Origin of the sequence: Porphyromonas pasteri, assembly GCF_014647755.1 — a bacterium.
In the GTDB taxonomy this organism is placed as follows: Bacteria; Bacteroidota; Bacteroidia; order Bacteroidales; family Porphyromonadaceae; genus Porphyromonas; species Porphyromonas pasteri.
Genome location: NZ_BMPU01000002.1, coordinates 144,930 through 159,017, shown reverse-complemented (window position 1 = coordinate 159,017; position 14,088 = coordinate 144,930). Strand labels below are relative to the sequence as shown.

General features: G+C 56.3%; 9 protein-coding genes. 8 read left to right on the top strand and 1 reads right to left on the bottom strand.

The window, feature by feature from the left end; all coding sequences use genetic code 11:
- Positions 1-14: 14 nt before the first annotated feature.
- The 8 genes from IEX77_RS04160 (at position 15) to IEX77_RS04125 (ending at position 12,227) form a co-directional block, all read left to right on the top strand.
- Positions 15-1,364: an alpha/beta hydrolase family protein gene (locus IEX77_RS04160; RefSeq protein WP_188807854.1), complete on the top strand. Its 1,350-nt coding sequence runs from the start codon at positions 15-17 to the stop codon at positions 1,362-1,364.
- An 824-nt stretch (positions 1,365-2,188) separates the two neighbouring features.
- Positions 2,189-2,644, top strand: a complete 456-nt coding sequence (locus tag IEX77_RS04155; protein WP_044123934.1) for a hypothetical protein — start codon at positions 2,189-2,191, stop codon at positions 2,642-2,644.
- A gap of 125 nt (positions 2,645-2,769) precedes the next feature.
- Complete coding sequence (trpS, locus tag IEX77_RS04150) at positions 2,770-3,759, top strand: tryptophan--tRNA ligase (protein WP_188807853.1); 990 nt, start codon at positions 2,770-2,772, stop codon at positions 3,757-3,759.
- A gap of 33 nt (positions 3,760-3,792) precedes the next feature.
- Positions 3,793-4,203 (top strand): DUF3127 domain-containing protein, encoded by a 411-nt coding sequence (locus IEX77_RS04145; protein ID WP_009432536.1) that lies wholly within the window; start codon positions 3,793-3,795, stop codon positions 4,201-4,203.
- A gap of 140 nt (positions 4,204-4,343) precedes the next feature.
- Positions 4,344-4,817, top strand: coding sequence for a 23S rRNA (pseudouridine(1915)-N(3))-methyltransferase RlmH (rlmH, locus tag IEX77_RS04140; protein ID WP_188807852.1), 474 nt, complete (start codon positions 4,344-4,346; stop codon positions 4,815-4,817).
- Between the two features lie 55 nt (positions 4,818-4,872).
- Positions 4,873-6,606 carry a phosphoethanolamine transferase family protein gene (locus tag IEX77_RS04135; RefSeq protein WP_188807851.1) on the top strand — a complete coding sequence of 578 codons (1,734 nt, stop codon included), beginning with the start codon at positions 4,873-4,875 and terminating at the stop codon, positions 6,604-6,606.
- Between the two features lie 478 nt (positions 6,607-7,084).
- Positions 7,085-10,285, top strand: a complete 3,201-nt coding sequence (locus IEX77_RS04130; RefSeq protein WP_188807850.1) for a SusC/RagA family TonB-linked outer membrane protein — start codon at positions 7,085-7,087, stop codon at positions 10,283-10,285.
- 19 nt (positions 10,286-10,304) lie between these two features.
- A complete protein-coding gene (locus IEX77_RS04125) occupies positions 10,305-12,227 on the top strand; it encodes a SusD/RagB family nutrient-binding outer membrane lipoprotein (protein WP_188807849.1) in 1,923 nt (640 codons plus the stop codon).
- Between the two features lie 101 nt (positions 12,228-12,328).
- Here IEX77_RS04125 and IEX77_RS04120 read toward each other — a convergent pair whose 3' ends face one another.
- Positions 12,329-13,549 carry an S-adenosylmethionine:tRNA ribosyltransferase-isomerase gene (locus IEX77_RS04120; protein WP_188807848.1) on the bottom strand — a complete coding sequence of 407 codons (1,221 nt, stop codon included), beginning with the start codon at positions 13,547-13,549 and terminating at the stop codon, positions 12,329-12,331.
- Positions 13,550-14,088 lie beyond the last annotated feature (539 nt).

Sequence of the window (14,088 nt, the reverse complement as noted above, 5' to 3'; positions counted from 1 at the left end):
CTATCTCTACCACTATGAAACGCTTCCTTCTCTCTCTCCTTCTTCTCCTCCCCTTCGTCGTGAGCGCACAGAGCCTCCGTGGGGATTGGTCGGGTAAGCTCTCGCTCCCTATGGGCAAGCTCCGTATGGTCATCCACCTCACCGAAGAGGCGGGGCGCTGGTCGGCTACCCTGGATAGCCCAGACCAAGGTGCCTACGGGCTACGTGCCGATGAGGTGCACGTCTCGGGCGATAGCCTGCGTATGGAGCTTCGTAGCCTACGCCTGACCTATACCGCCGTACGCACGGCAGATGACAAGCTCTCGGGCAACTTCCAGCAGGGAGGTATGAGTCTCCCGCTGGATATGGAGCGCTCGACCGAGAAGCAAGATGCTCCCCAAGCACCTGCCACCTATACGGAGGAGGAGCTAAGCATCCCCGTCTCGGGCTCGTCTGTCATTCTCTCGGGTAGCCTTGCTCTGCCTAAGACGGGGCAGGCACCTTATCCTACGCTCGTCCTGATCACGGGCAGTGGCCCGCAGGATCGGGATGAGACGATCTTCGGCTGTAAGCCCTTCTTGGATATCACCCGCCGACTGACCGAGGCGGGCTTCGCTGTCTTCCGCTATGACGACCGTGGAGTGGGGAAGAGCACGGGTGTCTTCCTCGCCTCAAGTATCACGGACTTCGTGCACGATGCTGAGGCTGTCGTCGCTGCTCTCAAGGCGAATAAGAGCGTCCAGGCGCAGCGTATCTTCCTCGTCGGGCATAGCGAAGGGGGCTATATAGCTGCAAAGGTCGCTGGTCAAGACCGCTCGATAGCTGGGGTCGTGTCCTTAGCGGGCCCTGCCTTCGCGATGGATCGCATCCTTCTGGATCAGATGGATGCCCTCAATATCCTCGCGGGGAAGAGCGAGAGTGAGTGTGCTACGCTCAGCAAAGCCAACCTCGAGATCTATCGCCTGATGCAGGATAAGCGCCTCTCGCTGGACGAAGTGAAGGCACGTGCGGCAAAGGTGATCGATCCACTCCTCCCCGTCTTTAGCCCCGACAAGAGCACCCACGAGACGATCCGTACGCAGATCATGAGCCAGCTCACGCCCTACCTCCGACAGCTCCTCAGTCTGGATATCGCGGGGACGTGGCGTGCCGTCAAGTGCCCCGTTATCGGGCTCTTTGGCGAGATGGATAAGCAGGTCTTACCCACCAATGCGGCCGAGCTACTGCGTCTCCAGCCCAAGGCTCAGGTGCAGGTCTTCCCTAAGCTCAATCATCTCTTCCTACCTTCGTCTACGGGCTCACCTATGGAATATCCTACACTGAGAGGGCACTTCTCTGCCGATGCGCTTGACTTCTTAGCGCGTTCGCTGACCGCTTTGAAGTAGCCTCCGCCTACACCAGCCAAATCATAGACGGGCTGAGTGCCTCACCTCTCCTGCGTGGAATGTGGGATGCTCAGCCCGCTTTGTATCCGTACCTTTCTACGAGATAGAGTAGGGGAGTATAGTCCTTCTTTGGAGACTGTTGCCGAGAGTTCTGCCCTCTATTTAGAGTGCTAAGGCATCGCACGCGGCTCTCCGATATGCCTCTCCGAAGTGATACGCTTTTCCCTTCGCCTTATCACAAGTATTCCTCTTATCCTGCGGAGGGAAAAGTGTCCTACTCGTGAAGAAAAAAGCGCCTTCCCGTAGTGTTTTTCCTCTGTCTATGCACGTAGATTTAAAGACTAGGCACGTAAATCCAAATATCCACGTACGTAGATATTAGATCCACGTACGTAGTCCAAACTTATCTGCCACTCGTTCGCAACTTTTATCCTTACGCGAGGCAATGAACTAATATAGGTCGTCGCAGTGACCTATATAGCTTCACTCAGCGACCAATATAGGTTTGCATCCGAACGACTATTGGTCCAAGGGCAAACCACTATTACTTATCCGTAGCCCCCTTATTGCTTCGCTCCACTCCCCTTGGATAAGAGCGATCCGTACCCCCTCGGTTGGTAAGCTGTGTGTAGCACTAATTAGCTGCTCTTAGGTGCGATTGTATTGGAGATATTGTACTTCACTTGCTCTCTGAAAAATAATTCATACCTTTCTCAAGCAAAAGGATATGCGCTGTCCTCTGAAACTCCAAACGAGCCCGTGGATCAGCTGGTCTCGAGCTACCAACGAAGTGTACCATTGTCTAACTCTAAATAGTAATCATTATGCGTACTTACTTATCTGGTATCATACTCTTCCTCTTGGCATGCGTGTCATGTACCGAGAAGGAGCTTCCTATCCCCACAACTCAGGATCTGTCTGGTACGATCTGGGAGTCAGAATTCAAGGTTGATACGGAGGATGGGAAAGTCCCAGCGAAGTTGACTTTCTACTTTAACTCTGAGGATGAGGTGAGAGTTTATTTAGTTGGACCTAGGTTTACTCGTAATAATATGAGGGGGGAGTACTCACTGAATAAGAATATTCTAAAGCATACAGTATGGGTACTATCCCCTGATGGCATCATAACTGAGGAGGTAAAGTCTACGTGGATCATAAGGAAGAGGACAGAGAAGACTATGGTCTGGGATCCTACTCCTCAAGGGGTTGATTTTAGGGACTATATTTATTTGCGTGGAGCAGTGATAAAAGAACCGATAACGCTCTATAAGAAGTCTTAGCAAAGTGACTGGCTTTCCACCCCGATGGAGAGCCAGTTGCTTTATATAAAAGGGGTAGGATTGTGAATTATTAGCTATCTTCGCAACCTATATAGGACCACATTATAGATCATAGTTAGTAGACGATGCAAACAGTAGTCAGCGGGATCCGTCCCACAGGTAATCTTCACTTAGGTAACTACTTCGGTGCTGTACGTGCCTTCACGCAGATGCAGAATGAGTATAACTGCTATTTCTTCATCGCTGACTGGCATTCGCTGACGACCCATCCGCATCCCGATGATATCATCCGTAGTACGAATACCATCCTCGCTGAATACCTGGCGTGTGGTATCGACCCTGAGAAGGCTACGATCTACGTGCAGAGCGACGTGCGTGAGGTGCTGGAGCTCTATCTCTACCTCAATATGAACGCTTACCTCGGTGAGCTGGAGCGTACGACCTCCTTCAAGGACAAGGCACGCCAGCAGCCCGACAACGTCAACGCTGGTCTGCTCACTTATCCCTCCCTTATGGCTGCCGACATCCTTATGCACAAGGCAGTCAAGGTACCCGTCGGTAAGGACCAGGAGCAGAATATGGAGATGGCGCGTAAGTTCGCCCGCCGCTTCAACACCATCTACGGCGTGGACTTCTTCACCGAGCCCCAGTCCTTCTCCCTCGGAGAGCGTGCACTGAAGGTCCCCGGCCTCGACGGCTCAGGGAAGATGGGCAAGAGCGAAGGCAATGCGATCTACCTCATCGACGACGAGAAGACGATCTCGAAGAAGGTCATGCGTGCCGTCACGGACGCTGGTCCTACGGAGCCTAACAGCGAGAAGCCCGAGCCTATCCAGAACCTCTTCACGCTGATGGAGATCGTCTCCACCCCCGAGGTCTACCAGCACTTCGATGGACTCTACAACGACTGCGCTATCCGCTACGGCGATATGAAGAAGCAGCTCGCTGCCGATATCAACGCCTTCTGCGCGCCTATCCGTGAGCGCATCCTCGACATCCAGGGCGACAAGGAGCTCCTCTCCCGTGTGGCTCGCATCGGTGCTGAGAAGGCTCGTGAGTCCGCCTCGAAGACGATCGACGAGGTGCGCCATATCATCGGCTTCCGCCCCCGCTAAGCAAAATCATTCAATTTAGATAAGATACTCCCCATGGAATTAATCGGTAAAATCGTCCAGGTACTCCCCCTGCGCACGGGTACCAGCAAGGCTGGCAACCCCTGGCAAGTACAAGAATACATCCTCGAGACGCTCGGCACGCAGTACCCCCGCAAGGTCTGCTTCGAAGTTTTCGGCGACAATGTGAATAAGTTCCCCATGCAGGTGGGTCAGGAAGTGACGGTATCTATCGACGTAGAGAGCCGTGAGTTCAATGGCCGCTGGTACACGTCTGTCCGCGCTTGGAACGTAGTCCAGGGCATCCAGCTCCCCGGTGTAGCTGCTCCCGCTCCTGCTGCTTACAGCGCACCTCAGCCTCCCGCTGCTCCCGCAGCGGCACCTGCCGCAGCTCCTGCTGCCCAGCCTGTAGCTCCCGCTGGTGCTGCAGATGATCTGCCCTTCTAAGCTACTGGTGGTAGACTACCGCCTGTAGACGCCAGACCCATTAGACGATCCCGTCGAGCCCTGTGCCCAAGAGTGAAGTCTAATGGGTCTGGTGGATATAGACACTTACCCCTCGCCTGAACCCCGCTACTTCATAGCCGATGCACCTCCTTCTCCTCGCTGTGGGCAAGACCGATAGCCGTGCGATCGAAGAGCTGACGAAGCTCTACGCCGATCGCCTCGGCCATTACCTGCCCTTCACCCTGCAGATCATCCCCGATATCCGCCGCTCCAGCAAGCTCACCCCTGATCTGCAGAAGCAGATGGAGGGAGCGGAGATCTTGCGGCAGACGAGTACGTCGGATAGGGTAGTGCTCTTCGATGAGCGCGGACGAGAGTTCTCAAGTACCGCCTTCGCCTCGTATCTCGAGCGGGTGATGGTATCGGGTGCGCGCCGTCTGGTCTTCGTCATCGGAGGTCCCTACGGCTTCTCGGAGGAGGTCTATAAGCGGGCGGATGACCGTGTGTCGCTGAGTCAGATGACCTTCTCTCATCAGATGGTACGCCTCTTCGCTGTGGAGCAGCTCTATCGCGCCCAGACGATCTTGAGAGGCGAGCCTTATCACCACGAGTAGGGTAGTGCCTATGTCTTATCTCTACACATATCACTAAGATTTTATTTCTCTCTATATGCGTATATGGGATCGGCTCCAGGCTTGGGTAAGCCGTGCTGACCAGCGATGCTACTACTGGATACTGACGCTGGCGCTTCTCCTGCCCAATGTCGTGCTCTCCGTCGTCATGCAGCAGCCTGCCGTAGGGCGTGTGCTGAACATCCTGCTGATGCTACCGGTGTACATGCTTCTCCTGCTCTCGGCGAAGCGTCCTGGGCGTGTCTACTGGGGGCTCTTCGTCCTGGTCTTGCTCCATGCCTTCCAGCTCGTGCTCCTGACGATATTCAGTGGCTCCGTCGTCGCGGTGGATATGCTCCTGAATATCTTCACCTCGGAGCCTGATGAAGCGGGCGAACTCCTCTCCAACATCCTCTGGCCCATCCTCGCCAGCGGGGGCTTCTACGCCCTGACCTTCGTCGTGGCGACGCTTTCGGCTCGTAGCCGTGAGAGCCTCTCGCCACGCTTCCGTCGCCGTATGGCCCTCGTCTCTGCGCTCATCCTTCTCGTCGCCCTACCTATATATATAGGGGCGAAGAAGCGCTTCCCCTACGTGCATCTGCGTGCGGAGGTCTATCCGATGAGTGTCTTCTACAATATGTATCTGGCGACGACGAAGCTCTATGAGGTGCTGCACTACGACCGCACCAGCCAGGACTTCTGCTACAAGGCTACCTCCGAGCGTGCCAAGGACGAGCGTGAGATCTACGTCCTCATCCTCGGTGAGACGTCACGTGCGCACAGCTGGAGCCTCTACGGCTATCCCCGTGAGACGACCCCGCATATCGATTCGCTCCATCGTGATGGTGGGCTTATCGCCTTCGCTGATGTCCTGACGCAGTCGAATACGACGTATAAGAGTATCCCCATCATCCTCTCGCCTGCCGATGCGTCTTCGGCGGAGAATCTGCCCCATGTACAGGGGATCCTCTCGGCCTTCCGTGAAGCGGGCTTCTATACGGCCTTCATCTCCAATCAGCCAGGGAACCACAGCTATGTGGACTTCTTCGCTATGCAAGGGGACGAGCATCACCCCATCCGTAAGGAGCTTCGCCGTGAGAAGCGCCGTCTCTACGATAGCGATATGATCCCCTATCTGCAGCGTCTTATGGCGAGTGAGCACCCGAAGCTCTTTGTCGTGCTGCACACTTACGGCAGTCACTTCAGCTACCGTGACCGCTATCCGAAGGAGGATACCTTCTTCCCTGTGAAGGGTCATTACTCGGGTTCGGAGGCCGACAGCCTCGTCCTGCGCAATGCCTATGACAATGCCGTGCGCCAGACGGATAAGTTCGTCGACTCCGTCATCCGCGTCCTCGAGGGAGGCGATCGTGCCGCTTCGATGGTCTATATCTCCGACCACGGGGAGGACGTTTATGATGATGACCGCGAGCGCTTCCTCCACTCCTCGCCCGACGTCTCCTACTACCAGCTCCACGTACCGCTCCTCATCTGGGGCGACAAGCGCTGGCGAGATGCCCACCCACAACTCTTCGCTCAGGGGCGCTCCAATAGTCGTGAGGCCGTCTCGTCGAACTCCGTCTTCCACACGCTCCTCGAGCTGGCAGGTATCCGTACACGCTATCGCCGTGATGACCTCTCGGTCGTCAGCTCGCGTTTCAAGGGCGGTGTGCGCTTCTACCTCAATGACCGCTACGAATGCGTGCCCATCGAGGCGCTGGAGCTTCCCGAGGAGGATATCCGCCTCTTCCGTGAGAAGGGACTGCACTTAGGTCCCCTGCCGAACGAGTAGCCCCACACGCTACATATACTACTCCCCCTGAGGTAGGTACGCCGATACGTACCACCTCAGGGGGAGTCCTTTTATATATGGGGTAAAGCGACCAGTACTACTTCGTCGTCTGACCAGTACTGGTCACTATTACCAACCAGTACTGCTTCGCGCGGTGACCAGTACTGCTTCCGTCAGCGACCAGTAGTGGTCGCTTTTTCGTCTCCATAGAGTGGGGTAGCGTAGCTGGTACTAAGACATAGCTTCTCGGGGGAGAAGTGTGGGGCGAGCGTGGCGTCTCGGTCGCGCGCTTTGGGTAGGGTAGTGGTCGATCTATCGAAGGTGTAAGGCACCGAGCTATAATGAGTTGGATATCTTCCTTAGGGATTAGGTAATTGTATTCATTTGTAAAGTTTTTAGTTATAGGTGATTACGCCATTGCTTTATTAAAAGAATATCTACCTTTATAGACCTTTTATCACTAACACGATATAAGCCTATGAAACGAATGAAGACAGTCTGCAGCGTGCTCCTCGTGGGTCTTTCGCTGCCAGGACTCGCCTTAGAAAATGCCTATGCCACGCCGGTAGAGACCGCCATGACACAGACTCAGGATCGTAAGGTCGCCTTCACAGGGACCGTACAGGACTCCAAGGGCGAGGCAATCATCGGTGCTACTATCCTGGTCAAAGGCCAGGCTAAGGGCAAGGGGACACTGACCGACCCCAAGGGACACTTTGTCCTAAGCGGACTCAAGGTAGGGTCCGAACTCGTCATCTCCTGTGTGGGCTATAAGACCCAGACCGTCCGCTGGACGGGTACGCCCCTCACCATCACACTTGAGGATGAGATGACCCAGCTCAGTGGTGTCGTCGTCACTGCACTCGGTATCCGCCGTGAAAAGAAAGCCCTCGGCTACGCCATGCAGGAGGTCAAGGGTGACCAGCTCATGGCTGTACGCGAGCCCAACATCACCAACGCTCTCTCGGGTAAGGTATCTGGTATCCAGATCATCAAGGGCTCCAGCAGCCCCGGCTCCTCCTCGAAGATCGTACTGCGTGGTAATAGCTCACTCTCGGGCAGTAACCAGCCCCTCATCGTCGTCGACGGTGTGCCTATGGACAACACGACAGGTACTACTAACAATGACTTCTGGAATCCCGCAGCCGACATGGGTAACGGTCTCTCCGATATCAATGCCGAAGATATCGAGAGCATGACCGTGCTGAAGGGTGCTTCGGCAGCTGCCCTCTACGGCTCGCGCGCTGGTAATGGGGTCATCCAGATCATCACCAAGAGTGGTCGTAAGAACAACGGCCTCGGTGTCACGATCTCTTCCTCAGTAGGTGTAGAGCGCCTCTTCATGGTGCCCAGACTGCAGAGCCAGTTCGGTCAAGGTACTGACGGCGCCTATAAGAACGATGTCTCCTCCAGCTGGGGTCCTCGTATCGAAGGGCAGGAGTACACGAAGTGGGACGGCACGAAGACCAACATGCAGGCCTATGACAACGTCGCCAGCTACTTCAAGTCTCCTGGGATCGACCTGACGGAGAACATCGCCTTCTCTCAGATGTACGACCGCACGTCGATCTACTCCTCTCTGACACGTACCGACAATAAGAGCCACATCCCTGGCGCTTCGCTCGGCCGTACGAATATGACGCTGCGCGCCACGACTAAGTTTGGCCCCAGCGACCGCTGGAGCACCGATACGAAGGTCCAGTACATCCGCTCCTTCGTGCAGAACCGTCCGCTCAATGGTGCTAATGCCTCCAATGCCTTCTATACCATGTACTCACTGCCCCGCAGTATGGACATCCGCGACTTCGAGGAAGCCCGTACGCCTCAGGGTGCTATGCGCTGGTATGGTGTAGGTAATCAGACGAACCCCTACTGGGCAAGCAAGTACAACCTCAACAACGATACGCGTGACCGCTTCCTCATCAGTGCAGCGCTGAAGTACAAGATCACCGACTGGCTCAATGCTGAGCTGCGTGTGGGCTCTGACCAGTACTCTACGCGCATCGAGCGTAAGACCTACGCTGGCTCGCCTATCGCAGGTGGTGGGGGTAAGTATGAGACGGAGCAGATCAAGTTCTATGAGAACAACTATAGCTTCCTCGTCTCAGCACAGCGTGACAACGTCTTCGGTAAGCTCGGCCTCTCGGGCTCTGTCGGGGGTAACCTCATGGAGCGCAAGCACAATGGCCTTCGTGCCAGCGTCAGCCAGCTCATCGTGCCTAACCTCTTCTCGCTGACCAACGGTACCGACAAGCCCGACAACTACGAGTCATACAGCCACAAGAAGATCAACTCACTCTACGGTACGGCACAGCTGAACTGGGATGGGTACTTCTTCCTCGACGGTACGCTGCGTAATGACTGGTCGTCTTCGCTGGCGAAGGCTAACCGCTCCTTCCTCTATCCCTCTATCAGCACGTCACTGGTCATCACCGACATGCTCCGTAAGATGGATGTGAATGCTCCCTCATGGCTCTCCTTCGCTAAGGTGCGTGCCTCGGCTGCTCAGGTGGGTAATGACCTCGAGCCTTACCAGCTCTACAGCGCTTACCGCATCGAGAAGGACCCCCTCGGCGGTACGATGGCCAACATCGACAACGTCCTCTACAACGACAAGGTCCGCAGTGAGCTCATCAAGTCCTACGAGCTGGGTCTGGAAATGCGCTTCTTCGATAGCCGCTTTGGTGTAGACTTCGCTTGGTATCGCACGAACGCTACCAACCAGCTCATCCGCCTCGGCATGGACCCCGCCAGCGGCTACGATGCTAAGATGATCAACGCAGGTAATATCCAGAACGAAGGTATTGAGTTCATGGTCACCGCTGACATCATCCGCAGCGAAGGGCTGAAGTGGAATGCTCAGCTGAACCTCTCGCACAACGAGAACCGTATCATCAAGCTCTACGATGGCGGTGGTATCGAGTCCCCCGTGACGGAGTACAACCTCGGTACGTACGACAACCTGAAGATCCTCGCTCGCGAAGGCGGTAAGTACGGTGAAATCTGGGGCTCAAGCTACAAGCGCGTCGAGGATAAGACGAGCGACCTCTATGGTAAGATCATTACCGACGAGAACGGTCTGCCTATCGCAGGCGATGAGAAGAAGCTCGGTGACCAGCAGCCCGACCTTCTGGCTGGTCTGACGAACAGCTTCTCCTTCGCTGGCTTCGACCTGAGCTTCCTCATCGATGCTCGCTTCGGCGGTAAGATGTTCTCTGGTACGAACCACGCCCTGCAGGCCGGTGGTGCCGCTGCTGCTACCGTCGTCAATGGTGCTCGCGATAAGTTCGTCGTCGACGGCGCCGTCGAGAGCGAAGTCGCTGGTAAGACGGTCTACACGAAGAATACCGTCGAAGTCACGCCTCAGGACTACTGGGGTGCTATCGTCGGTCGTAGCGGGAACCTCGGTATTAACGAAGCGAATATCTACGACGCTACGAGCGTACGTCTGCGTAATATCGCCCTCAGCTACACGCTCCCCAAGAGCCTGCTGAAGAACACGCCTATCACGAAGGCTAAGCTCGGTATCTCCTGCAACAATGTATGGATGATCAAGAGCTATATGAACGGCATCGACCCTGAGTCGGTCTTCGCTACGGGCTCCAACGCTACGGGGTATGAGTTCGCCTCTTCTCCCACGACCCGCTCCTTCCTCTTCAATATCACCCTCGGCTTCTAGTCGCTAAGCCATGTATATCATGAACAAGAAGAATATTCTCCTCTGGGGTCTGTGCCTGTGCGCTACGATGGGTATCGCCTCGTGCCGCGACTTCGACGAAGTCAATACCAACCCCACTGCCGCTTCGCAGGATCAGGTACTCCCCGAGTACCTCATCAACCGCGCGATCATAGCTGCTCAGCAGAATCCCCACGTGGCGGAGCGTGCCTTCGTCCTCTACTGGAAGACGGGCGGTCATCAGCACCGTGGTGGTGGTCTTGCCGTAGGTGGCTTCAGTGACGGCTGGAGCTCCGACTATTACAGCCGTATGGCTGAGGAATGCCTTAAGCCCCTCACCGACGCTATCGCTATGTGCGAGAAGCGTATCAAGGACGGCACAGCACGCACCTATGACAAGAGCCTCCAGCAGGTAGCTCGTATCTGGCGTGTCTATATGCTCTCCGAGCTCTGTGACAACTTCGGTGTCGTCTCCATCGACGGCTATCAGGGTGCTAACCCCACCTACGTCGGTGCTAAGGAGGCTTATGCCTATATGCTCACCGAGCTGAAGGAGGCCGCTGACATCCTCGCTACCGCTCCTGGCTCAGACAACGGCGAGACGAATAAGCTCGACCGTGCCTATGGCTACAACACCGCTAAGTGGCGTGCGTATGCCAACTCGATGCGTATGCGCCTCTCGATGCGCCTCTCTGAGGTCGACCCTACGACGGCTAAGACGCACTTCGAGGAAGCTGCTGCTGCAGGGGGTATCACCTCGGCAAGCGACCGCTTCGAGGTCCAGGAGAAGGACGGCTGGGACGACCTGACGGGCGTTATGAGCCGTCAGTGGAATCACCAGATCCTCTCTCCTACGTACAGCAACCTCGTCCTCGGTCTGGGTGGTGTCAGCTCTGCTATGCAGCTCACCGACGCTCGCTATGCAAGCCATATCAAGCCTGCTGACTACCTCGGCGTGCGCTACGATAAGCACTTCCCTCTGACGACGACTGACCCCTCGGCAGGCTTCTATATGGACGGCCTACCAGGCATCATCGACCCTCGTGCCTATAAGACCTTCATCATCGCGGGCGATACGGAGAACCCCGACTTCTGCTTCTATCCCTCGTGGAGCAAGGCCGCTACGACGACCGAGTACAAGCTGAAGGATGCTACCGACAAGGAGAAGGACTTCAAGACGATCAATGCTAAGTACACGTGGAATGCGTGGGTAGGTGGCTCTTGGGGTGACCTCAATGCCATCAACGACCTCGTGCAGGTCGGTACGATGCCCCGCCTTGGTCTGAAGTACCGCAACAGCACGAATAAGCGTGTCTTCTTCGGCGAATGGGAGACTTACTTCCTCATCGCTGAGGCTGCTGTACGTGGCTGGACGGTGCCTCTGACGGGTAAGGACGCCTATGAGAAGGGTATCCGCGCGAGCTTCGCCTATCAGGGTGCTGGCTCCGTCGATAGCTACCTCACTTCGCAGACCTACAACCGCGTAGGGACGTCCGTCGCTTGGGATCACACCACGGAGCCTGCTGCTACCGTGACGATGAAGTGCACGAACGGCTACACGGGTCAGACGGAGAACTACACCTACCGCTATCCTGAGATGAAGAGCCGCCTCTATAAGGCAGCTATGAACGACCACCTGACGAAGATCATCACGCAGAAGTTCATCGCCAACACGCCTTGGCTGCCTCTCGAGACGTGGAGTGACCACCGTCGTCTGGGTCTTCCCTTCTTCGAAACGCCTGCGGTAGAGAAGGCGCTGGACAATATGCCCCAGCTCACCGCCTCTACTTACTCCACGGTGTCGGTCGACTACTATCCTCAGCGTCTGCCCCTGCCCAGCAGCATCGTCAACGGCAATAAGCCCGGCTATGAATCTGCTATCAAGGCGCTCGGTGGCGAGGATAAGGTCTTCACGCCCATCTACTGGGCTAAGAAGAAGCAGTAAGCTCGCTTCCTCCACCCCTTACCTATAAGGCAAGCGCCTCCCGCCTACGAGTCCGAGGACTCAGGCGGGAGGCGCTCTGCTTTATATAGGTATCGGCTTCGCTAAGGCAGGAGCAGCGAGCTGTCGCCGTAGCTGAGGAAGCGGAAGTCGTGGGTGAGTGCCCAGTCGTAGACGCGGTGCCAGTCGTCACCGATGAGGGCAGCGATGAGCAGCAGGAGCGTGCTGTGGGGCTGGTGGAAGTTCGTCACCATACCGCGGATGACGCGGTAGCGGTAGCTGGGGGCGATGATGATACTCGTGGGGAAGACGAGGGTATCCTCTCCCTGCGCATCGAGATAGGTGAGGAGCGTATCAAGAGCTTCCTCTGTCGTCAGCTCTTCGTTCGCACCTTCTTCGTAGGGGAGCCATTGCTCTACGTGCAGGGCGGTCGGGGGCGTGTCGGGCTGACGACGTAGGGCGATGGCCAGATGATAGAGGCTCTCCAGCGTGCGGACGCTCGTCGTACCCACAGCGATGATCTGCCCGATATGCTCACGAAGGGCAAGGAGCGTCGAGCGGCTGACGCTGATCAGCTCCGCGTGCATCTCGTGCTCGCCGATGTGTTCGGCCTTGACAGGGCGGAAGGTGCCAGCGCCTACGTGGAGCGTGACGTCCAGCACGGGCGTGCCCTGAGCGCGTAGCTCTTCGAAGACTGCGGGGGTGAAGTGCAGGCCCGCTGTGGGGGCTGCTACCGAGCCTTCGGTCTCGGCATAGACCGTCTGATAGGTCGTCAGATCCTGCTCCTCTGTCTCGCGCCCGAGGTAGGGTGGGATGGGGAGGATACCCATCAGCTCTAAGAGTTCGCCGAAGGTATAGGCATCATTGTCCCAAGAGAAGTGGATGACGCCCTCCTCGCCACGCTCAGCCGTCAGCGTCACTTCGCCCTGTCCCTCGCGGTGGAGGAGGCGGGTGAGCTGCGTGCCCTCCTTGAAGCGCTTGGCGTTGCCGATGAGGCAGTGCCAGGAGCAGCGGTGGCGCTCCCCAAGGGAGAGCTCGTAGGAGGTGGGGGAGGCGGGGTCGAGGCAGAAGATCTCAATGCGTGCGCCTGAGTCCTTGTGGAAGAGGAGGCGGGCACGGATGACCTTGGAGTTATTGCGCACGAGTACGGCACCCTCGGGCAGGAGACGGGGCAGGTCACGGAAGGTAAATTCTTCGATCTCGCCAGCTTGGTAGCGGAGGAGCTTGGAGCTGCTGCGGTCGGCAAGGGGGTACTTGGCGATGCGCTCGTCGGGCAGGGGGTAGTCGTAGTCGGCTATCTGGATCTCTTGGGGTCGTATATTCATCTTACTCTCTTAGGGGGAAATATCCCTGATGTGGGTGGCACAAAAGTACGCAAAAGCGCCCCAAGTGCCTCTGCCCCGCACCGTAGCTCCGACCGCCGAGGTGTGGATAGAGGGAATACCTAATCATAGTGCCTCGTAGATGAACAACTACTCGTCTGTATGCAAACAACTATAAGTTCGAGGTGCGAACAACTATTCGTTTGCATCCAAACAACTACTGGTTCGCACCTCGTATCACTACTGGTTTGCTCGCAAACGACTATTGCTCCGCACTCGTAGTGTCTATCCTTAGTGGACTTCGGGAGGGGGGTGGTGCGAACCTATATTGGTCGCTGAGTCAACCTATATAGGTCATCACGCCGACCTATATAGATCGCTTCACGGACCTATATAGGTTGACTCAGCGATCCATATAGGATGATTTATCCTCCTGTATAGCTTCCTCCAGCTCGGCTCTATCAGTAGGGGGTGGAAAAGGTATAATATATATCTTTGACCCTCAAGGAGCGGCTATGCCTATAGCCCTCTCTCCTCGATAT